This window comes from Acinetobacter sp. ANC 4178 (assembly GCF_004331175.1).
GTDB lineage: Bacteria > Pseudomonadota > Gammaproteobacteria > Pseudomonadales > Moraxellaceae > Acinetobacter.
Genome location: NZ_SJOD01000003.1, coordinates 336194 through 358867 on the forward strand (window position 1 = coordinate 336194; position 22674 = coordinate 358867).

Genomic DNA, 22674 nt, shown 5'->3' on the forward strand with positions numbered 1-22674 from the left:
TCTATTTCTTCATGTCAATATCGATGTACATCCATTCCGCAGGCAAAATCGGATGCTTTTTAAAACCAATCACACGGGGCTGTGCCAAGACATTGCGATAACGCGCACCAATAATCTGTACGGGCATATACACTTCCAGCAAACGTGACATTTTCCGATACAGTGCATCTCGTTCTGGGCTAGGCGGCATTTTCTGAGTTTGTTCATACAAACGGTCATATTCGGGAATTTTCACGCAGGCACTGTTGGTTATATTGATATTTTTGCCATAGAACAACTGCATAAAGTTGTCGGCATCTGGGTAATCGGCAATCCAAGCTGAGCTTTTAAACATAGTCTTGCATTGCTTTTCTAACTTGAGTGCTTCGGCAAATGGTAAGGACTGGGTGCTCATTTTAATTTTGATGCTATCTAAAGTTTTTTTCCAAAACTCGGCCTGTTGTTGACTTCGCGCACTATTACCCGAGATCGTCATATTAATTTGCAAAGGCTTCCCATTCGGCAAAGTTCGCCATCCATCCGCACCGACTTTATAGTGATAACGGTCTAACAGCAGATTGGCGGCTTTAACCGAATAAGGAATACTGCTTTTATAGTTCGGATCATAGCCCACCACGCCATTTGGAATCGGGGCTTGCAAACGTTGTGCATCGCCTTTTTGTAAAATATTAATGTAGTTATCTGCCGAAAAGGCCATCGCCATGGCACGGCGTAAGGCAATTTTGTCTTTACTAAAACCGCCCACGACTGGGTTTTGCATGTTCCAATAATGATAATCAATCGAAGGATCGGTAATCCGCGACAGGTGTACGCCTTTTTTCGCTAGTTCAGGTTTGAGTTTGCCATTTTGCAACGCTTGAACGGTTAACTCTCCATCTAAAGCAAATAGATCTATTTCATCTTTGATAAAAGATAACCAACGTGATTGCCCTTCTTCCATCACCTGAATATCAATCACGCCAATTTGTGGCATTTTTTTGCCTTGCATAGCTTTGACAATTTTCTGGTCTTCTGCCGTAGAAGCCTTAAAGTTCCAGACAAAACTACGAAAATCAGGATTGGCTTTCAAAATAATGCGGGAACCAGGCGTCCAGCGGGTCAGCAAATACGGCCCAGTCCCGACAGGATGCCCCATAACGAATCCTGATTTATCCCGATATTTTTCAATAACTTCACGTGCCACGGCTCCCGCAGGCTGATGTGCCAGCAACATCGGAAAGTTTTGATCAGGGCTGGTTAAACGAATCACCAAGGTATATCGGTCAGGTGTTTGCAAACCTGCAACAGCTTGATCGTAATTAAACTTGCCTGTTTGAGTCGCCTGTTTTAATACCGCATCCATCCCTAAAATACGTCCATCCAGCAACCAACTGTTCGGAGAACGCAAGTTTGGATCGAGTAGGCGTTTAAAGGTATACACATAATCTGCCGAAGTTAGCTCCCGCTTTTTGCCCTTAAAGACTGGATCTGCGGCAAAATAAATGCCCTTTTGGATACGAATGGTATAGGTCAAACCATCGGCGCTGACTTCTGGTAAGGCAACCGCAGTACGTGGAACCAACTTTGCAGGCGATGCCAAATAATCGTAGGTAAATAAAGTTTCAAAAATTGAACCGTTGACATGTGCCGAGTACAAATCATGCACACCTGCGGGGTCAAACCCTGTTTCGGCCACAGGAAACACATAACGTAAGACTTTATGCGGATCGGCAGGGCTTTGTGCCAATAAACTCATAGCGCTTGAGATTAAAAGGCTGCCTGCCAATATACTTTTGAGCCAATACTGCTTTTTTTGATTCAACTGTTTCATTCTTCGTCCAAACTTATTTATTTTTTACAGGCTGTATATCCAAATATTGCCAGTTGCTATTCATCATGGGATGGGCTTTAAAGCCCTGAACTTGTGGATGCAACAACCAGTTGCGAATACGGCTACTATGAATAATCCATGGATTATCAGCTTCGATTTGACGGCTTAATTTTTCGTAATACGGTAAGCGTTGCTGCGGGGGTAAATGCAACATTTGCTGATACAGCGCATCATAGCTTTTCGATTGATAGCAACTTAAATTGCCCTGTGCTGAATTCGGCCCATACAGCAACTGCGCAAAATTTTCCCCTTCTGGATAATCCGCAATCCAAGCCCCACCCCACAACATATACTTGCATTGCGTTGCTGCTTTTAAGTTATCGGCAAAGTTACTCACTTGAAAATCAACCCGAATGCCTATCGCATCCAGATTCTTTTTCCACAGTTCAGATTGCACCACGGAACTGGAACTATTTTCCGTCATAAACTTTAAAGTGAGTGCTTTGCCATTGGGTAAAGTCCGATAACCATCTGCACCTTTTTTATAGCCAAAACGATCCAGTAGTTTATTGGCCAAGATAGGATTATAGGCGAGGCTACTGCGATAATTCGGATTAAAGCCCTGCACACCGTCTGGAACCAACATTTCAGACCGAACCGCCTGTCCCTTATAGAGTTGTTTAATCGCTTCATCTTGGTTAAACGACAAGGTAATGGCACGACGTAAGGCAATTTTATCTAGACTGAATCCACCAACAACCGGATCTTTCATATTGAACATGGTGTAGGTAATTTCGGGGTCTTTATTGGGGTAGTGCTGAATCCCTTGCTTCACCAATTCAGGTTTGAGCTTCTGACCATCCAGTGCTTGCGGCACAGCATTCGAAGTTAATTTGTCGAAATCGAGTTGCCCTGTTTTAAATGCCAACCAGCGCGATTGTTCTTCTTCAATAATGCTGACCTCGACTTTACCAATTTGTGGCATCTGCTTGCCTGACATTTCTTGTACCAATCGGTTATCCCAAGCACTACCTGTCGATTTGAAATCCCAGACAAAACCACGGTAATACGGGTTGGCGGTCAATTCAATTTTGCTACGTGGCACATACTTGCTCAGTTGATACGGCCCAGTCCCGACAGGATGCTGTGCAATACGATCACCATAATATTCAACCACTTCGCGTGCTGTGGCGCCAAAAGTCACATACGCCAGAATATATTGAAAATTATAATCAGGACGAGTCAGGGTAATTTGCAAAGTATAGGGATCAAGGGCTTTTAAGCCTGCAATCGGAGCATCGTAATTAAACTTTCCCGTTTTCTTGGCTAGGGCATTGGCTTCATTACCCCCCACAATTTTTCCATCAATGAATGAATAAGTGGTTGAACGGTTTTTCGGGTCTAAAATACGTTGAATGCTGTAAATATAATCTTGGGCTTTGAGTTCACGACGTTGCCCCTTAAGCGCAGGATCAGGTGAAAAATAAATTCCTGATTTAATTTTAAAGGTATAAACCTTGCCATTTTGCTCAATACGCGGCAAAGCCTGTACCGTATTCGGTACCAATTGCACAGGACGGGCTAAATAATCGTATTTCAGCAAAGGTTCAAAAATGACTTCGGCTATTTTGCCACTGTAAAAATTGTAGGTTTTGATCATGTCAAAACCATCATCAGGTGCTTCTATCGCCACGTGTAAAATTTTGTTAGGCTGTGCAGCAGCATTGGCTTGCCCCATGCAGCCCGATGAAATCAACAAGGTTAAAATGGCAATTCTTAATTTTTTGGCTTCCAATTTTTACCTTTCCTGTGATGCTCGCTTAAGCGCTGCGTCATTCATTGTTTTAAACTGATGTGTTTATTTTTATCCATGTTCCATTTAAGCAAATTCTCTGAAATTAATCCTCTGCTTAAATCATGAATCTATAATGATTTGAGGCTAAAGCGAATTTCGTGCCATCCTGAAAAACTTGCCCGTATTTAAAAAAACCACATTATTTAAAGTTATTTTTTATTAGATATTTATCGTATTTTTATCTAACTATTTCTTACAACTTATTGACCAAAAAGTACAACAATAAACCCATTAACGAATACTTACATAACGCACAAAAAAAACACATATATGATTCATAATAGCTCACGCTTAATTTATTTATAACAATAAATATATTCAATATACTGTTTTATATAAATTTTATCATTTATACGTTTCATAAAAATAAATTATCATTTAAATAAAAACATGAAATTTCGTTTATTTTTTATACAAAAATTAAAAATATCAAAAATCCGCCCTGACTTTTAGTTCCAAATTGACGCATTTTCACCCGCGCGCTATTTTTTGCTTAGCCTACTTATATAGCTAATAAAAGTTGTGAGTAAAATCACAATTTAACTTTATAAAATATCTTTATTTCAACAACTTAAATTTTAAACATCTCTCAAAAAACAACTTGGCATCTGAATTGCTTAAACCTAGCCAGCAATCTCGCTAAATACAAAAAAAGGATTACTTTTACGATGATAAAGAACAAATCTGCTAAGGTGATGGACAAGCCATCGGTTAGCAAAGCAATTCTTAAATTAAGTACGCTGAGTTTAAGTATGATGTGTTTGTCTTTAGCTCATGCTGAAGATACAGAACGACAAGAACAACCCGTAAAAGTTGCAAAAGTTACAGTAACAGGGTCTTCAATTAAGGGGGTGGCCGCGCAAAGTACCTCTCCAATTACAATTATTAAGGGCGAAGACTTAACCAATCAGGGGATTACCACCGTCGAAGAAGCATTGACCAAGGTCAGTGCCAACCAAGCGGGTTTTTCGACCTCACAGAACGTCGGGGCAAGTAATACCGAAGGCTCATCGGCCAACCTTCGAGCCTTAGGGACTGACAAAACCCTCGTTCTACTGAATGGTCGCCGTCTGGCCTATAGTGCATTTAGCACCTCCACCACCAACCTGAACATTATTCCATTGGCAATGATTGAGCGCATTGAAATTCTGCGTGATGGTGCTTCTGCCGTGTATGGTGCCGATGCAATTGCAGGGGTCATTAACTTAATTACCAAAAAAAGCTACGAGGGATTCAGTGTCAGTGGCGGCTTACTACAACCTGAACAGTCAGGTGGAGATAAACAAGACGTTCAAATTTTTGGTGGCTACGGCAATCTAGATGAGCAAGGCTTTAACGTCTTTGGTGTAGTCGATTACCGCCGTTCTAATGACATTATGGCAAAAGACCGTAAAGTCAGTAAACGTGGTGGCTTAATACCTGAACTCGGTATTGACGCCAGTTCAGCCAATGGCTTTCCTGCTAACTTTTATGACCCGACCACAGGAACTTTGGGCAATCCGTATGGCAATAGTAACTGTAATAACACCTCAAATGTTGTCGCAGATGGTGGGCTGTGTTATCTCAATACCCAAGCACTGATTGGCATTGCCCCTGAAACAGAAACCATTTCGGCAATGGGTCGCGGTACATTCAAACTCAGCGACACCTTCAATGCAATTGGTGAATATATCTATTCTCACAACGAAGTCACCACGTCCATCGCACCCGATGTCTATAGCCGCTCCGTGACCCTACCTAAAACCAGTCCTTATTATCCTGGTGAAGGAATTACACCATCTGTGGATGGTTTAAGCGGTGTGCCATTACAACTGTATTTACGCTCCCAAGCAGGTAACCGGGTTTCGCAATCTGTCAATGAGTCGCACCGTGCCTTTGTCGGCATTGAAGGTGAAGCCTATGGATGGGACATGAATGGAGGTGTGACCTATGCCAAAAGTGAAGCGACCGACAGTTTTGTCAGTGGTTATTTAAACCGCAGCAAGTTACAAGCCGCTTTAGATGATGGCTTGATCAATCCCTTTGGTGCCAGTGCGGACTCAAGTTTATGGAACTCTTTTTCCGTCAGTGGCGAATCTAATGTCGCTTCATTAGATTCCACCACAGTCGATCTAACCGTAAGCCGCGCCATTTATACCTTACCCGCAGGTGATGTTGGTTTAGCACTGGGTGGCAGTTTCAGTAAACAAGAATGGGAAGCCAAAGTTAATTCAGACATTGTGAGTCAAGTCCCGAGTAGCGGTACAGACCCGAATAAACCACTCAGCCAAGGTGACCGTGATATCACAGCCTTCTTTGGTGAGTTACATATTCCAATCACCAAAACTTTAGAAGCACAACTGGCGGCACGTTACGATGACTATAGTGACTTTGGCGATACCTTTAACCCGAAAATTGCTTTCCGTTGGGAACCACTCAAACAACTGATGTTCCGCACCTCCTACAGTACAGGTTTCCGCGCACCAAGCTTATATGACATCAATGCACCGCAGAGCGAAACCTACACTGGGGCAAAATATGATGACCCAGTACTCTGCTCGGGCGGTAAAGATGCAACACCTGCTCAATATAAAACCGAATGTAATGTACAGTTCAAACGTATGCAAGGTGGTTCACCCGATCTACAACCAGAAGAATCTACCTCATATACTGCGGGTTTTGTACTTGAGCCCATCAAGAATTTAGTGTTCACAGCCGATTACTACAACATCGAAATTGATGGTCTGATCGACACCATTAGTGATGCCATGATTTTTGAAAACCCAACAAAATATGCAGACCGTTTTATCCGTGATGCTGAAGGTCGGATTAAATATGTCAACACCACACTGGTGAATATGGGCGGGATTAAAACCGAAGGGATTGACCTGACCCTAAACTATTTAACCCCAATGACCGCAACAGGTCGCTTTGGTTTTGGCATCGATGGCACCTATATCATCAAATATGACAAACAAGAAGAAGCTGGCGGAGCATGGGAAGGCAAAGTCGGAACCTATGACGACCCTGCAATTCTTCGTTGGAAACATGTTGCCAACATTAACTGGAGTTATGAAAACTGGAAGATGATGTTTGAGCAAGAATTCTACCGTGGTTACGATGACCAAAATGCCATAGGCGATGATGCTTATGACCACCACAAAGTCAGTGACTACACCCTCTATAACGTTTCAGGCACCTATAAAGGCTTTAAAAATTTAGAGCTGACAGCTGGCATTAAAAACCTATTTGATGCCGAGCCTGCCGCATCGAATGTGATGGATAACTTCCAATACGGTTATGACCCACGTTATAGCGACCCAACTGGACGCGCTTACTACCTGCGAGGGACGTACAAATTCTAATTGGTGTTCTGTCCATACTGTCTTGAGAACCTCCAGCCATACAGTATGGACAGAACTTTTAATCCTTCGTTTAGCCAAACAGCAAATACCGTCAATCGGTCCATCTTTCATAAGCAGTGATGCGTGAACGATTTATTGTTTGTCTCAAATTTCAGGAGTAACCATGGGCACAAGTTTCACAGCATTAGAGAACAATTCAGCCAAACGCCTGATTGGTATTGGGGCAGTCATCTTTCTGCATCTTATTATTTTCTATGCCCTTATGGCGGGTTTGTCCAAAACCATACATAAGCCCGAAGAACCCACTGTGGAATTGATGATTATTCAAGATAAACCACCTGAACCCGAAAAACCCAAACCCAAAGAAATTCCACCCGAACCACCTAAAATGGTTAAAGAGGTCGTAAAAACCCCTGCACCCGAAAAGCCTGTAGAGAAAGTCGAGCGTGTACAAAAAACAGCGGTGGTGAGTCCGACTCAACCTGTAAAAACAGCGATACCAACGACTACAGCAGCCCCTCCACCAAGTCCAGTGCCTGCCCCTGCACCTGTTGCGGCAGCAGCAACACCCGCCCCAACACCAAAACCTGCGGGCGCAACTCGCGGAGCTTCACAAGGTGAAGGAGGCTGTAAACAACCAGAAATGCCACGTGAAGCGCAAATGAATGGTGAATTTGGTGCAGTAACCATTTCGGTACTGGTCGGGACAGATGGAAAAGCCAAACAAGTCAAAGTGAAAAAATCCAGCGGTGTGAAGAGCTTAGATAAAGCAGCCTCTAAAGCTTATAGCTTATGCACCTTTAATCCCGCATTAAAAAATGGTGAACCACAAGAAACTTGGTTTGAAATTCCTTATGAATTTGCACTGGACTAATGAATTAAACAAAAATTGGAGTATATAGATGAATAAAATGATCAATCCTGTAAAAAAAATGGCCACTGTTGGCTTACTTGCAGCAAGTACCCTTCTCCCGATTCATCCTGCATTTGCTGAAGATACTGCCCCAGCAACGACGACAGCAGTAACTTCGAGTAACACCGCCACAGCACCGCAACCACCGGCTAAATCAGAAGCCCCTGCTTATAACCCTTATGGCTTAGAAGCAATGTGGAAAGAAGGTGATATGGTCGCCAAAACCACGCTGTTTATTTTGGTCATGATGTCAATTGGCACGTGGTACATCATGATTACCAAACTGCTGCAACAATCGAAAATTAAAGGGCAAGGTCGTAAAGCGGAGGCTGAGTTTTGGGATGCCAGTACACTCGAAAGCGCAACAGATAGCTTAGATAAAGACAGTGTTTTCCGCTTTATTGCGGAAAAAGGCATTCACTCGACCAAAAACCACGAAGGAACTTTATTAGAACGTATCGACTTTAATACTTGGGTGACCATTTCCATTCAACGCGCCATCGACAAAATTCAAAGTCATTTGAGTGGCGGACTGGCGTTTCTGGCCACCGTTGGCTCAACTGCGCCATTTGTAGGGCTATTTGGGACAGTTTGGGGAATTTATCATGCACTTACCGCCATCGGCATGTCGGGTCAAGCCTCGATTGATAAAGTTGCAGGTCCTGTTGGTGAAGCCCTCATTATGACGGCGATTGGTCTGGCTGTCGCAGTGCCCGCGGTACTCGGCTACAACTGGCTGACCCGTCGCAATAAAGCAGTGATGGAAAATGTCCGTACTTTTGGCTCTGATTTACACACCGTTTTACTGAGTGGAGAAATCAGCAGCAATCCAAATCATAAAAAAGTCGTGAATAAATAAAAGAGGACATCCACCATGGGCATGATGGTCAGTTCAGATGACAGTGAAGATGATGTAATCGGAACCATTAATACAACTCCACTGGTTGATATCATGTTGGTTCTGCTGATTATTTTCCTTATTACGGTGCCTGTCGCTATTCATACCGTACCCGTGAAATTACCCGAGGAAAAAAATACGCCTTATGCCAATAAACCTGAAAATATTCAACTTGCAGTCAATAAAAATGGCGATGTGTTCTGGAATGAAAAATATATCGGAGACAAAGCCACACTCATGACACGCCTACAAGCTGAGGCGCAAAAACGCCCACAGCCCGAAGTGCATATTCGTGGCGATCAACAGACTCACTTTGACGCGATTGATCAGGTGATTAATGCAACCAAACAAGCTGGGATTGGCAAAATTGCATTTGTGACCACTCCCCCAGCTTCACCATAATCGACTCAGAAGGAGCAAGTTATGGGTATGAATATTGGCTCACATGATGACGATGATGTCCTACTTGATGTCAATATGACACCATTGATTGATGTCATGTTGGTGTTGATTATTATGTTTATTATCACCATCCCAATTCCAAATAATGCCATCAATATTAATTTGCCGAATGGTGCTCCGCCACCACAAAGCAATGAAAAACCACCTGAAATCATCAATCTCAAATTAGACGCACAAGGAAAAATCTTTTGGAATGGTCAACCTGTAGAGAATAAACAGGCTTTAGAAAACTTATTTATGACGGTGTCAAAAAAGTCCGAACAAGACCAAATTAAACTACAGCCTGACCGTATGACTGAATACAAACAAGTGGCAATGGTCATGGCGATGGCACAACGTCTAAATATCACTAAAATTGGAATTGAGAGTAACGCTTCACTTTAATCTTGTAGAAAAAAATCCGCATTTCATTTTCTATAAAATGCGGATTTTTTTGTTTGTAAAATCGACTTATTCACTGGTCATTTGGCTACAAAAATCCAGTATGAAAACACTCGGCATTCAAATGCTCTGATTAACCTCATGATGCATTTTATAAGTCATCACATATAAGAATAAAAATTATTCACCATACAGACCATTCTGTATATAATCCGCTTCTAACTTTAAAACTTAATAATTCAATAATTTAAAACCTAGAGTCACACAAATGAAGAAATTTACAACTTTAGCATTCTCTATATCCATTACAGTTTTAAGTGGATGTGGAGGAGGATCAGGTGGTTCCACCTCCTCGACAACTCCATCAGCTTCAAATTCAAATTCTGGAGGATCGACCACGTTAGCATGTAATCGAGGAATTCTTTTGAATTCCCAAATTACCGGAACTACTATTTTTGATGAGCCTTTATACAATTTGGATTATGAATATAAAAGTAGTGTCAATACTCCGAATTATGTAACTCAACTATATGCAGACGTGATTCAAAGAAATGGACAAATGCTCTATGTGAACTATGCACCCATTTATAATGTTAGTGCAGAAGAATTAGATAAAAGTACCGCAGAAAATGAAGAAATTTACGAAGGTTACATATTAAATAGCCAGGGGCTTTATACTCAAAAAACACTTCAAAAACAATCTAGTGGATGGCCTTACTATTACCTATCTTCATCTCAAGGGCTACAAGTTTCAACAGCATTATTTAATGATGAATGCGGCCTCAATGTAGGAAAGCAAAATTTTAATTTTGAAAAGATTGATCTGTCAGGTAAAACGATAGCAGATATTTTCCCGACCAATATACTCACAGGATATCCTAAAACTCAGGATTATATTTACCTACACAATCAAGTTGGCATGATTCTAAAAGGGAATAAAGATGCTTTAGCTGCCTTACTTTCAAGCACTGCGACATTCCCAGCTGGTTCTTATGTTTATATTCCCAAATCTATTATTAATGATGATTATCAATTTTACTTTTCCGAATCTACAGTAACAGATGCAACTAGTTTAAATGACTGGATTCAAAAACATTATGGTCAATTAAATTATACCTATAAGATTGGTAAAGTTTCTAATCTCGATGTGGCATATAGTGTAGATAGTAGTGGTAATCCTCTATATGAAGGTGGTGCTGATCCTGCAATTAGCAAAGATGGAAAAATTTATGATGGAGAATGGGATGTCAAAGGCGACATACTTTCTCCAGAATATGGCATGATTTTTAATGGCGAATTAGTCAACTACGATTCCAAAGGAAGTTATACGTTATTTAATAAATCAAGTTTTGAGTTTATTGCTCAACAGATTAAAAATAACTATCCAAGCATTAATTAAATTTTAAGCCAATAATAAACGAGGAGTTATTTAAAAATAACTCCTTTTTTTACATTTACAGCACAGGAATATCAATCCATTGCGCGTCTGGGAAATGCTTGGTTAAATAAGCTTTCAGATATTCAGAAGTATCTTTGGAAATTAACGGATCTTGCGATTCATCATTTAAGTTATACGCCAACGCATATAAAGATAAACCTCGTGCTTTGAGTGCTTCTAGGCTCAGTAAAGTATGGTTAATACTGCCCAAACGCCCAGAACTGACTAAAATAACAGGAAACTTTTTCTGTTCAAGATAATCAATGGTCAGTAACTCTGTGGTGAGTGGCACCATTAAACCGCCAGCACCTTCCAGTAACACCACCTCAAATTTTTCTGCCAATTGCTGTGTTGCCGCTTCAATCTTGGCAAAATCAATGTCACGACCATCGAGTTTGGTGGCTAAATGTGGTGATGCCGGATAGCTAAAAATTTCAGGCATGGTCAGTTTACTTTCATCTTCTGGCAACCAACCTGTCCCCATAATTTCACGGTGCTGCTGAATATCTTCAGAGACATCGACATTACCCGTTTGAATCAATTTTTGGGTGATAACCTGCTGACCTTGCGCATTCCATAACTTCGCCAGATATCCTGTGGTATAGGTCTTGCCAATGCCTGTATCAATCCCACTGATAAAATAGATGTCTGCTGTCATGTTGTTCTCCGTGCAATACAATAAATCGGGTGATAGCTGAGTTTGTACTGCACATGCCCTTGCTGATCCATCTCCGAAAATTGCTGATAATCTTGATAAAACTGTTGTAACGAATGCTTGGTCCAACGATGTGCTGTATTGGTTGCGGTCACACCCGTAGCTTTTAAATGCTGTAACACCTGCTTGGGATGGGTAAAATGCAAGCTCGTGACCTGTTCACTCAGATGTAACACGTCAAAACCTGTTTGTGTTAATACCTGTTGCAACTCAGGCAAGGTATGATATTCAAGCCCCTGCCCCGTTAAGGCTTTAATTTCTTTTAAGTTCTGCTGTCCAAAAATAGAAAAGCAAAAAAATCCCTCTTGCACCAAAGACTGTGCCACTTTGGTAAAAACTGCCTGTAAATTCGTCATCCATTGCAAAGCAGAACTGGAAGTCACCACGTTTAATTGTGTTGGAAACTCGAGTTGTTCAATATCCCCAATTCGCCACTCAATTTGTTGCAGTTCTGAAAAATGGCGTTCAACCTCAGCATATAAGTCATTCAGAATAAGACTATCCATTTGCAAATTTTGCAATAACAGATGACTCAAATTTCCAGAACCACAGCCAATTTCAAAGACCCGTGCCTGATGAGGAGTCGGCAAATGATCCAGTATCAATTGCATTAAATGCTGACAAATTTGCTTTTGCACGATGGCATGTTCAGTATAGCTTTGTCCCGCTTGTGCAAAACGCTGAGCAACGCGAGATTTATCTATTTGAGATGGATTCAACACTAAAACTCATAACAAAACGACAAACTGATCCAGTTCATCTTGCTGAAATTGGGTATTTAAACAAATACGTAAACGCGAACTTTGTACCGGAACCGTCGGTGGACGGACAGGCATAATATAAAAGCCTGCTTGCTGTAATTGTGCCGCAGTATCAACCGTTTTTTGTGACTCACCAATAATGACGGGCACAATATGGCTGGTCGATGGACAAGCATAGCCTTTTGCCTGTATCGCTTGTTGTAAATAACTGCTTAATTGTTGTAAATGCTGACGACTGGCATTCATGCTCAACGCTTTTTGGAAAATGAAGTTGGTCCATGCCATACAGATTGGCGGTTGCGCAGTACTAAAAATTAAAGAACGCATCCGATTTATCAGAAATGCTCGGATAATCGGATGGCAAATCAAGTAACCACCGACTGAGGCCATCGCCTTACCAAATGTCCCTACCAAGAAGTCAATCTGCTCAATCACTTGATGTTGTTCAGCGCAGCCTAAACCTTGTTCACCACGCACCCCAATGGCATGCGCTTCATCTACATACAGCATGACTTTGGCAAATTGGGATTTAATCCGTACCAACTCAGCCAAATCAGTTTCATCGCCATCCATACTAAAAATGGATTCAGTCACCACAATAATGCGCTCAAAAGCCTCATCATCATGATATTTTTGTAGTAACTGTGACAAATGTTGTAAGTCATTATGGCGATAACGTACATATTTGGCAGAGGAAAGACGAATCCCGTCAATCATACTGGCATGTATCAACTTATCCGCAAGAATGAGCGTCTTGGCATCACTGACCGCAGGTAAAATCCCAATATTCATGTGGTAGCCACTGTTAAATAACAGCGCGGCACGTCCAGCAAAAGCCTGACTCAAACTGGCTTCGAGCTGTTCATATTCAGGGAAATTCCCTGTCAATAAACGCGAAGAAGATGAGCTCATTAAACGATGTGCATTTGGGGTTTCATCAAAAAATTGTTCACGTAAGCTCAGATCAGAAGCCAAGCCCAAATAGTCATTGGACGCTAAATTCAACATACGGCGTTGCTGAATTTCAATCCACTTCCCCTGTTGGGTGTTCGAAGTGAATTGACGTAAATTGCCCTGCTGTTTTAGCTCATCCAACTGTACAGCGTAATGGTCTAATAAATTCATGCGGCTTCCTCTTGCATATGGCGCACCACATCTACCAGTTCAGTCAATAAAGTATCGAGCTGCGTTTCAGAAATAACATACGGTGGCATGACATAGACCAACTTACCAAATGGGCGGATCCAGATGCCACGTTTTACAAATTCTTGTTGTAGCGTTTTCATATCGACATTAAAGTTCAGCTCAACCACACCAATCGCGCCCAATACACGCACATCCTGCACGTAATTGAGTTGTGCTAATGGGGCGAGATGTTGCTGCAATTGGTTGCCAATACGCTGAATGGTACTTTGCCAGTCTTGAGACACCAAGAGCTGTGTGCTGCGTAATGCCACTGCACAAGCCAATGGATTAGCCATAAAGGTTGGACCGTGCATAAATACGCCCGCTTCACCTTTAGAGATGGTTTCTGCTACATGCTTCGAGGTTAAGGTTGCAGACAGCGTCATATAACCACCCGTTAAGCCTTTGCCTATACACATAATATCGGGTTCAACTTGCGCATGTTCCCAAGCAAAGAGTTTGCCTGTACGCCCAAAACCTGTCGCAATTTCATCAAAAATGAGCAGGATGTTATATTTTTCACAAAGCAGTTTGGCTTGGCGCAAATACTCAGGATGGTAGAAGCGCATTCCCCCAGCACCCTGCACAATCGGCTCAATAATCAGACCCGCAATACTGTGATGATGCTGTTCTAAGGTTTGCGCGAGTTCAGCAATATCCGCGGGGTCCCAAGTCTGATCAAAACCGACTTGTGGTGCAGGAACAAAAATTCGATTGGGCAAACTGCTGCCAAAAATCTGATGCATGCCCGTTACAGGATCACACACCGACATTGCATTCCACGTATCCCCGTGATAGCCCGAGCGTGGCGTCACAAAATTGGTCTTTTCGATATTGCCTTGCGAAGTCCAATATTGCACTGCCATTTTCAAGGAGACTTCAACCGCAACAGAACCTGAATCAGCATAGAAAATTTTGTCTAAACTGGGTGGGGTAATTTCTAATAATAGTTTACCCAATTCAATCGCAGGATCATGGGTAAAACCACCAAACATAATATGCGACATATTTTGTAATTGATCAGTCACCGCCTGATTCAAATCTGGATGGTTATAACCATGAATCGCACACCACCATGAAGACATACCATCAATCAGTTGGCGTCCATCATCTAGTTCAATGACTGCCCCATACGCTTTCTTTACTTTGAAAGTTGGCAGTGGATTGGTCATAGAAGTATAAGGATGCCAGATATGTTCAAGGTCAAATAAATCAGTCATCCATAACTCCTGTGGTGTCGTATTTTTTGCAATGAGGGCTATCTTAAACCTGCAAGTTTCTAAAAAACATTGCGAGAATGGTCATTCCTAGACAGCCTGAAGCGGTTGCTTCAGAAAATCTTCAATAATTTGCATAGTTTGTTCAACATGGAAGCGAGGAAAACCATGCGAAGCGCGTTCAATACTTACAACTTTTACATTTTCTGTAAGTAATTGCTGCATATTTTGAATAATTTCGCAAGGAACCAGTGCATCATGCTGTGCAAACACATGTAATTGCTGTCCTGTATAATGCGCTAAAGTTTCGGTTAAATTCAACTGCTCTAGTAAGACTAAACCTTGTTCTAAGAGTGAAATTGGCTGAGGTTTAATCAGTTTTTGCATTTGGATAAAATCTTTCTTGGCAGAATCTGCTCCTTGGCACACCAAAAATCCAAAGCGCTTGAGCGTTGCCACAGCATCTTGTTGAAAGGACAGTTTGAATTGCTTAAATGTTTCTTGTGGCATTGCGGTTGACCAGTTTGGTTGTGCAACAAAACATGGATTCGATGCCAAAGTAATCAAGGTTTTTTGTTCTGCATATTGTTGTTGTAGTTGCTGCGTCAATAGAGTTGCCAGTTGTCCACCCAACGACCAGCCCATAATCACATCAAAGCGATGGGCCAATTCGACATGTTGTTGCAGAATCTCCTCATCCAAGGCATTAAAAATATTGATCAGTTCAACATGATGTCCCTGTTGTTGTAGTTTGTGCTGTAAGGATTCCAACAACTGTGTTCCACCACCCCAACCCGTAATCAGTAAAATACTCGCGTTCAACGTTTTGCTCTAAAAATGAAACTTTGTACAGCAGTATAACGACTTTTATTTTACGACTGAGCTGCATTTCCTATCATTCTCAAACTGCAAAGTCACACAGTTTCAGCTTATAAAGTCATTCCACATATGGTTCAAGTTTTAATCCCCCTCGCCAATCACTTCACATAGGCATTCTGGAATTTTGTTGTACGGGTGACAGCAATAGTTTGCTAAGATGAAACTTCCATAGCGTCGAAAAATCAGAAGAAAATGACTTTAAATCAATTGCTCCGTGTCGGTTTAATGGGTATAACCTGTACTTTCGGAATTTATCATCTCAGTCATGCCGAAACTTCGATTTTTTCTTCTTCCACCGCAAGCCAAAAACAATGGGTTGGACAAGCAGCGCCTAGCTTTAAGTTACAAGATCAAAATGGCAAATGGCATGAGTCCAAACAATATCGTGGTCAATGGATGGTCTTATATTTTTACCCCAAAGATGACTCTCCTGGCTGCACTCAAGAAGCCAACCAGTTTAAAGCACTGTATCCTCAATTTTTAAAAGCAAATGCGGTGGTATTGGGCGTTAGCCTAGACGATGTTAAATCCCATCAAAAATTTTCCAGCAAATTGGGATTACCTTTTCCAATTTTGGCAGATCAAAAACAACAACTGGCAGGTCAGTTCGGCATAGTCCGTAATTTTGGAGTCGCTCAAATTGCGAAGCGTGAAACTTTCTTGATTGATCCCAAAGGCACGATTGTCTATCACTACAGCAGTGTGAATACACAAACTCATGCCAATCAGGTTTTAGCAGACATTCAAAAAATAAAATGGTAATAACTAATGCAATTACAAAACAATGAAAAAATTTTATATAAAACAAAACCTATAAGTTCTATTTACCTATTTTTCCTATGTATGGTCATAGGAATATATGTTTCTTTTGCACTTCCGTTGCAGTCTAAACATTTTATAATGTTGGCTATATTATGCTTGTTGAGTTTTTTTAGATTTTTTGACTCTATCATTATTACCAACCAACGTATCATTTCACATCTGTTTTTACGCCAGCGTACAGTTCAACTTTCGACATTGCAACAACCACCTTTTCTCACGATTGACCCTAAAAAATTCAGACAATATGAATGGCAACGTAAATTATTAAAACAAAATTTCCAAGATTTTTGGCTATATAAAACAGATATTTATTTTAAAAAATTAATTGGTGTAGTAGAGCCAAACCCTTTAGAAAGAATCCCTTTATCTCTTTTTTCAAAAAAACAGAAAGATCGAATCATTCAAACATTGGCACAATCATGGCAACTTGATCCAACGATTGAACATCGAGAATAAGCTGTAATTTGATATCAAAAAAAATTTAAACCATAAAAAACCCAGTATTTACTGGGTTTTTTATTTGTATCTTACATTTGCGACTGAATATAATTTTGTAAGCCAATCAATTCAATTAAACGAATTTGCTTTTCTAACCAATAAGTATGGTCTTCTTCAGTATCTGACATTTGCTGACGCAACATATCACGCGTGACATAATCACCTTTTTCTTCCGCCAATTTCACGCCTTGCGCCAATTTCTCACGTACATGATATTCCAGTGCCAAGTCGGCCTTTAAACAGGTCACCACATCTTGTCCTACATCAATATCATCACGGTTCATATTCGGTGTACCTTCTAGAAAGAGTACACGACGAATTAAGGCATCTGCATGAGAGGCTTCTTCTTGCATTTCATGATCAATACGCTCAAAGATTTTACTTAAGCCCCAATCTTCATACATACGTGAATGAATAAGATATTGATCGCGAGCTGCAAGTTCACCACCAATCAACATATTTAAATAGTCTACTACTTCTGGATTGCCGCGCATCTCGTTATACCCCATACCTTTTTAAAATATTATGGCGGCATTTGAAAAGGATTGCAAAAGTTAAATTTTGTAAGTTTATGATTTTTATAAAATTAAAATGAGAAACATACGCATTTGCAGTTCAATTTAAGTCATTTTCCGCATATAAAATAAGCCTTTGCAGTATTTTACGTCTTAGAGCAAAGGCTATTTCATTCAAAATTTTGCTTATTTTAAAATTTGTAACTATTTTAAATGTCCCTTATTTCACTAGGTTTTTAAAACATCACGAAGTTAAAATTAGCACACTATCATTTTTTTATTATTAAAAATAAAAAGTTACTCTCAATTTAGAACAGCGTGTCCCCACTGTTGCAGAGTAAGCGTTAAACACACCTCCCAATAGTTTTGATTGATCACGTTGTCTATATTGGCGAATAAAGTCGTCTTTACCTCGACCAATTTGGTTTTATAACGTGCATCAACATCTATTTAAATGACGCATAAGTTAGATATCTGTTTCCCATAAGCAAAGACTTTGATCACATTCGGGCTTACACTATGCCAATACTTAAAACAACAACGGTTGATCTATGACAAACTTAGCAACACAGGCACCTGTACTGGTCACAGGTGCCTCGGGTTATATTGCCAGTTGGGTAATTCAAAAATTATTAACCCAAGGCTATACCGTACATGCCACTGTCCGTGACCTGAACAAAACTCAAAGCTTTGCGCATTTATCTAAAATTGCAGAAAGTAGCACAGGAACACTCAAACTCTTTAAAGCGAACTTGCTTGAACCAAATTCATTTAGAGAAGCAATGCAGGGCTGTGAAATTGTGTTTCATATGGCGTCACCTTTCGTTGTTACCAACTATAAAGATGCGGTGAAAGACATCATTGAACCTGCTGTTTTGGGTACAGAAAATGTTTTAAACACTGTGAATGAAACTGAATCCGTCCAACGCGTCATTGTCACTTCGAGCATTGCATCAACCTATGGCGATGCCGTGGATATTTTAAAAACAGATCATAATACTTTTGATGAAAGTCACTGGAATACCAGTAGCTCAGAGACCCATCAGCCTTATCCATATTCTAAAGTGATGGCTGAGCGTAAAGCTTGGGAAATGGCAGATGCACAAAACCGTTGGCAATTGGTTTGCATTAACCCAGCGTTGGTCTTTGGTCGTTCATTAACACCAAATACGCAGTCAGGTTCAATTGAGGTCTTACAACAATTTACCAATGGCTTAACTCTCGCGGGTGTTCCACCCATGTGGAATGGTGTGGTCGATGTTCAAGATGTCGCCGAAGCACATCTACAGGCTGCATTCAACCCAAAAGCGGCAGGCCGTTACATTGTCAGTGGCGATACTTTGAGTTTGCTTGAAATTGGTCAATTACTTAAAGCACATTTTGGTTGGAAATTTCCATTTCCACGCAACGAACTGCCAAAAGCGGCCTTTAAAGTGATTGGTCCGTTCATTGGTTTTAGCCGTGAGTTTGTTGAACTGAATATGGGTTACCCTATTTATTTTGATGCGAGCAAGAGCCAAAAAGAATTAGGTCTACAGTATCGCGATGTCAAAGAAAGCTTGATTGAGCACTTTCAACAGTTGCTCAACGATGGTGTGATCAAACAATATATTCCTTGAAATAAACAACCTAAGTTTGACTTAAATATTTTTCCAGCTTGTTGAAAAAATGATCTTGGCGGAGTCTTATCAAGTTCTCATCCCATTTCATCATCAGCCTGCAGCTGGCCCTACTTTTGTTTCGGCAAAAGTAGGCAAAACCATTGTCATCTGCAAAACCTGACCTCTTTTTGATGTATCAGAAATATGTCGCAGAAACATTATCTTATTTGCACCACGCAGGTTGCAGATGACGCGTCCAAGTATCATATTTCTGATTTAACCTGAGTCAAAAATCTAAGCCTCTAACTGACCATAATCTTGCATCAGTTGAATAAACTCACTCTCACTCATCACATGAATACCAAGCTTTTCGGCCTTTTCCAGTTTAGAACCTGCTTTTTCGCCTGCAACCAAACACTTGGTTTTGCTTGAAACACTGCCACTGACGCGTGCGCCCAATGCTTGTAACATCTGCGTTGCTTCATCACGTCCCATTTGGCTGAGCGTACCCGTAATCACCCAACTTTCACCGTTAAAAGGTTGACGAGTGGATGCGACAGGTGCATCCCAGTGAATGCCCGCTGCCAGCAATCGATCCAAAACTTCAAGGTTATGCGGTGCTTGGAAGAAATCGACAATCCACTCTGCCGTAATCTCACCAACATCTGGCGTTTTCTTTAAAGCCTCAATATCTGCGACCCGCAGTGCATCAAGAGTTTGAAAGGTATTGGCTAACATTCGTGCTGTGGTTTCCCCCACTCCGCGTATTCCGAGCGCATAAATGAAAGCTGCCAATGTGGTTTTTTTGCTGTTTTCAATCGCATCAAAGAGATTTTGAACCGACTTTTCGCCCATTTTTTCAATAGTGAGCATTTTTTCACGATGTTCATGCAGATGGTAAATATCAGCCACATCTTTGAGTAAATCCAAATGTAATAGAGATTCTACCCAACGATCTCCCAAACCTTCAATGTCCAGCGCCTTACGTGACACAAAGTGGCGAATTGCCTCAATCCGCTGTGCAGCACAATATAAACCACCCGAACAACGTGCTAAAGCTTCACCTTCAGGCATGACCACAGGAGATTCACAAACGGGACATTGTTCTGGTAAATGCACTTCCTGAGTATCATTTGGACGGAATTCGGGCCAGACTTTTTCAACCTTCGGAATCACATCACCACTACGATATACACTGACCGTATCACCAATACGGACATCTAAACGGTGAATTTCCCCAATATTATGCAAGGTCACATTCGATACCGTAACCCCTCCCACAGCGACTGGGTTCAAACGTGCAACTGGGGTTAGCGTCCCTGTTCTTCCCACCTGCCAGTCAATATTTTCAACTGTGGTAAGCGCAGCCACCGCAGGAAATTTATAAGCCGTTGCCCAACGAGGTTCCCGACTTAAAAAGCCCAACTGTTGTTGTTGTTTTAAGTCATTAACCTTGACCACCATGCCGTCAATTTCAACGCTTAAATCAGGACGCTCAAGGTTAATTTTTTCATACGCTTGCTGTACCGCTTGAATACTGTCACAAATGAAATGACGCTCACCGACGGCAAAGCCAAACTCTGTTAACCAATCCAGACTTGCAGACATGGTGGCTAAGCCATGATTCGGTTCACACTGCGCAATTCCATAGGCATAAAATGCCAGTGGACGTGCGGCAGCCACATTCGGATCCAACTGTCTTAAACTGCCCGCGGCTGCATTACGTGGGTTGGCAAAGGTCTTTTCGCCTTTGGCTTCATTTTCAGCATTTAACTTTTCAAAACCAGATTTGGGCATGAGCACTTCGCCACGGACTTCCAGTAATGTTGGAACTACACCAGAGGCATGCGTTAAAACTTTTGGTAAGTTACGAATGGTTTTCACATTCTGAGTAATATCTTCACCCGTTTCCCCATCACCACGAGTTACGCCACGAATGAGTACCCCATTTTCATACCACAATGAAATTGCTAAACCATCGAACTTTAATTCGACATCGTATTCAATCTTCTGGTTCGGTAAGCGTTCTTCGATACGACGTGCAAAAGCAAACAGTTCTTCTTGATTAAACACGTTACCTAATGACAGCATCGGCACAGCATGGGTCACTGATTCAAATTTTGCCAATGGCTTAGCACCGACTTTATTGGTCGGGGTATCCGCCTGAACCCATTCTGGATATTGTTGTTCTAATGCCTTCAGTTGGTGAAATAACTGGTCATACTCACTGTCCGCAATGGTGGGCTGATCCATCACATAGTAGGCATGATTATGCTGTGCCAGAATCTGAATCAGTTGACGCATTTGTGCGACAACAGTGTTTTGCTGAGTCATAGTTTCACCATAAAAAAGGGCGGTTTCTCCGCCCTTTAACAATCTTGTCTGCCTATTATAAAAGTCAGACTCTCATTTTCAATTTAATATTATACCGTTGCTTGTTGACCTGAACGATAGTCTATTGCTTGATGACGCCAGAATTCACGCGATTGAGCAGTCATTTCCTGTTGGTTCTGGTCGTAAATTGTCCCATCAATTTCACGTGCAATCAGGTTGGAAATACTGACCATCGTATCAAACGCATTCTGAACATCGTTGTGCGGCAAAGCCAAGAAAAAAGCTAGACCTTTCACTTGCTCATTGGCCAAAGTTTCTAAATCAAAGCCAGCAGGCCCTTCTTCGGTAATCTGTAAAACTGAGAATGAAAGCTTTTCATGTTCTTCATCATAACGATGAAAACATGCCATTTCACCATAACGTAGACCGTATTTGAGCAACACTTTTAAAGTCTTGTCTCCCGTCAATACACGGCGTTCTGGATAAATATTGAAAACAATAAACTCTTCTGCTGTTTGTAAAACACTTTCTTCATCGACACGTTGTTGTTCGTGTAAGTGCTCATCTAAAATGCTACTTTCTTCATTAAATTCAACAATTTCTGCTTTTTCAATATGATGTGCAGTTAAATGTAACCCTTCTTCTGCATTTTCAACTGGTACATTTTCTTCTACTTTCGCTGTGACCTTTGCATCAACCACAGTCTCTTTTTGCGCTGCTTCTGTTGTCGTTTCGGCATTTGTATTAACTGCTATCTCTGTCGCTTGTTGTTTTTCCATGACCACTTTAGGCTCATGCTTTTCAGTGATCTCTGCAACCACTTCAGCATCATTCAGCGTTGGCTCAACGCGTTCAGTTACTTCCGTCGAGGTCTGCAATTGGTCGCGTACATGACGCGGAATAATTGGAAGCTGACTATCTGAATTCACCTGCAATTCACTATCAAGTGAAGGTGTTGCACTCGCAGGTTTTTTAAACAGCATGCGTAAACCAACTAAAATAATGATAACGGCAATAACAATACCGACTATTGTTGTGACTTCCAT

General features: G+C 41.2%; 19 protein-coding genes. 9 read left to right on the plus strand and 10 right to left on the minus strand.

Features of this window, described 5'->3' with window-relative positions:
- Window position 1: 1 nt before the first annotated feature.
- Both E0H87_RS08600 and E0H87_RS08605 read right to left on the minus strand, forming a co-directional pair.
- The gene (locus E0H87_RS08600; RefSeq protein ID WP_131323199.1) at window positions 2-1810 is read right to left on the minus strand and encodes an ABC transporter substrate-binding protein; all 1809 of its coding nucleotides are present in this window, start codon (window positions 1808-1810) and stop codon (window positions 2-4) included.
- A gap of 13 nt (window positions 1811-1823) precedes the next feature.
- Window positions 1824-3548, minus strand: a complete 1725-nt coding sequence (locus E0H87_RS08605) for an ABC transporter substrate-binding protein (protein WP_131323325.1) — start codon at window positions 3546-3548, stop codon at window positions 1824-1826.
- A 785-nt stretch (window positions 3549-4333) separates the two neighbouring features.
- Between E0H87_RS08605 and E0H87_RS08610 the strand changes: the two genes are divergently transcribed.
- The 6 genes from E0H87_RS08610 to E0H87_RS08635 all read left to right on the plus strand — a co-directional run bounded on the left by E0H87_RS08610 (window position 4334) and on the right by E0H87_RS08635 (window position 11062).
- Window positions 4334-7009, plus strand: a complete 2676-nt coding sequence (locus tag E0H87_RS08610; protein ID WP_131323200.1) for a TonB-dependent receptor — start codon at window positions 4334-4336, stop codon at window positions 7007-7009.
- 163 nt (window positions 7010-7172) lie between these two features.
- Complete coding sequence (locus tag E0H87_RS08615; RefSeq protein ID WP_131323201.1) at window positions 7173-7883, plus strand: energy transducer TonB; 711 nt, start codon at window positions 7173-7175, stop codon at window positions 7881-7883.
- 28 nt (window positions 7884-7911) lie between these two features.
- Entirely contained in the window at window positions 7912-8781 is an 870-nt protein-coding gene (locus tag E0H87_RS08620; protein ID WP_131323202.1) for a MotA/TolQ/ExbB proton channel family protein, read from the plus strand.
- Between the two features lie 15 nt (window positions 8782-8796).
- Complete coding sequence (locus E0H87_RS08625) at window positions 8797-9222, plus strand: ExbD/TolR family protein (RefSeq protein WP_044739323.1); 426 nt, start codon at window positions 8797-8799, stop codon at window positions 9220-9222.
- 21 nt (window positions 9223-9243) lie between these two features.
- Window positions 9244-9666 (plus strand): ExbD/TolR family protein, encoded by a 423-nt coding sequence (locus E0H87_RS08630; protein ID WP_131323203.1) that lies wholly within the window; start codon window positions 9244-9246, stop codon window positions 9664-9666.
- Between the two features lie 265 nt (window positions 9667-9931).
- Entirely contained in the window at window positions 9932-11062 is a 1131-nt protein-coding gene (locus E0H87_RS08635; protein ID WP_131323204.1) for a hypothetical protein, read from the plus strand.
- Between the two features lie 55 nt (window positions 11063-11117).
- Here the strand turns inward: E0H87_RS08635 and bioD are convergent, their stop codons facing one another.
- From bioD to E0H87_RS08660, 5 genes are all read right to left on the minus strand, one after another.
- Window positions 11118-11759: a dethiobiotin synthase gene (bioD, locus tag E0H87_RS08640; RefSeq protein WP_131323205.1), complete on the minus strand. Its 642-nt coding sequence runs from the start codon at window positions 11757-11759 to the stop codon at window positions 11118-11120.
- Complete coding sequence (bioC, locus tag E0H87_RS08645; protein WP_131323326.1) at window positions 11756-12535, minus strand: malonyl-ACP O-methyltransferase BioC; 780 nt, start codon at window positions 12533-12535, stop codon at window positions 11756-11758. The genes bioD and bioC overlap by 4 nt, the downstream gene beginning before the upstream one ends.
- A 9-nt stretch (window positions 12536-12544) precedes the next feature.
- Window positions 12545-13702 (minus strand): 8-amino-7-oxononanoate synthase, encoded by a 1158-nt coding sequence (locus E0H87_RS08650; RefSeq protein ID WP_131323206.1) that lies wholly within the window; start codon window positions 13700-13702, stop codon window positions 12545-12547.
- The gene (gene bioA, locus E0H87_RS08655; protein ID WP_131323207.1) at window positions 13699-14982 is read right to left on the minus strand and encodes an adenosylmethionine--8-amino-7-oxononanoate transaminase; all 1284 of its coding nucleotides are present in this window, start codon (window positions 14980-14982) and stop codon (window positions 13699-13701) included. Before bioA ends, E0H87_RS08650 begins: the two co-directional genes overlap by 4 nt.
- Window positions 14983-15069: 87 nt before the next feature.
- Entirely contained in the window at window positions 15070-15801 is a 732-nt protein-coding gene (locus E0H87_RS08660) for a hydrolase (protein ID WP_131323208.1), read from the minus strand.
- 282 nt (window positions 15802-16083) lie between these two features.
- On the opposite strand from E0H87_RS08660, the gene E0H87_RS08665 reads away from it, so the two are divergent.
- On the plus strand, window positions 16084-16620 hold the full coding sequence (locus tag E0H87_RS08665) for a peroxiredoxin (RefSeq protein ID WP_413773119.1): 537 nt from the start codon (window positions 16084-16086) through the stop codon (window positions 16618-16620).
- A 6-nt stretch (window positions 16621-16626) separates the two neighbouring features.
- Entirely contained in the window at window positions 16627-17136 is a 510-nt protein-coding gene (locus tag E0H87_RS08670; protein WP_131323210.1) for a hypothetical protein, read from the plus strand.
- Between the two features lie 71 nt (window positions 17137-17207).
- On the opposite strand, the gene ftn is transcribed toward E0H87_RS08670, so the two are convergent.
- Window positions 17208-17672, minus strand: a complete 465-nt coding sequence (ftn, locus tag E0H87_RS08675; RefSeq protein ID WP_131323211.1) for a heteropolymeric bacterioferritin subunit Ftn — start codon at window positions 17670-17672, stop codon at window positions 17208-17210.
- Window positions 17673-18244: 572 nt separating this feature from the next.
- Here ftn and E0H87_RS08680 point away from each other — a divergent pair.
- Window positions 18245-19312: an SDR family oxidoreductase gene (locus E0H87_RS08680; protein WP_131323212.1), complete on the plus strand. Its 1068-nt coding sequence runs from the start codon at window positions 18245-18247 to the stop codon at window positions 19310-19312.
- A gap of 276 nt (window positions 19313-19588) precedes the next feature.
- On the opposite strand, the gene ligA is transcribed toward E0H87_RS08680, so the two are convergent.
- Together ligA and E0H87_RS08690 are read right to left on the minus strand one after the other, a co-directional pair.
- A complete protein-coding gene (gene ligA, locus E0H87_RS08685) occupies window positions 19589-21628 on the minus strand; it encodes an NAD-dependent DNA ligase LigA (protein ID WP_131323213.1) in 2040 nt (679 codons plus the stop codon).
- An 89-nt stretch (window positions 21629-21717) separates the two neighbouring features.
- Window positions 21718-22674, minus strand: a complete 957-nt coding sequence (locus E0H87_RS08690; RefSeq protein WP_131323214.1) for a cell division protein ZipA C-terminal FtsZ-binding domain-containing protein — start codon at window positions 22672-22674, stop codon at window positions 21718-21720.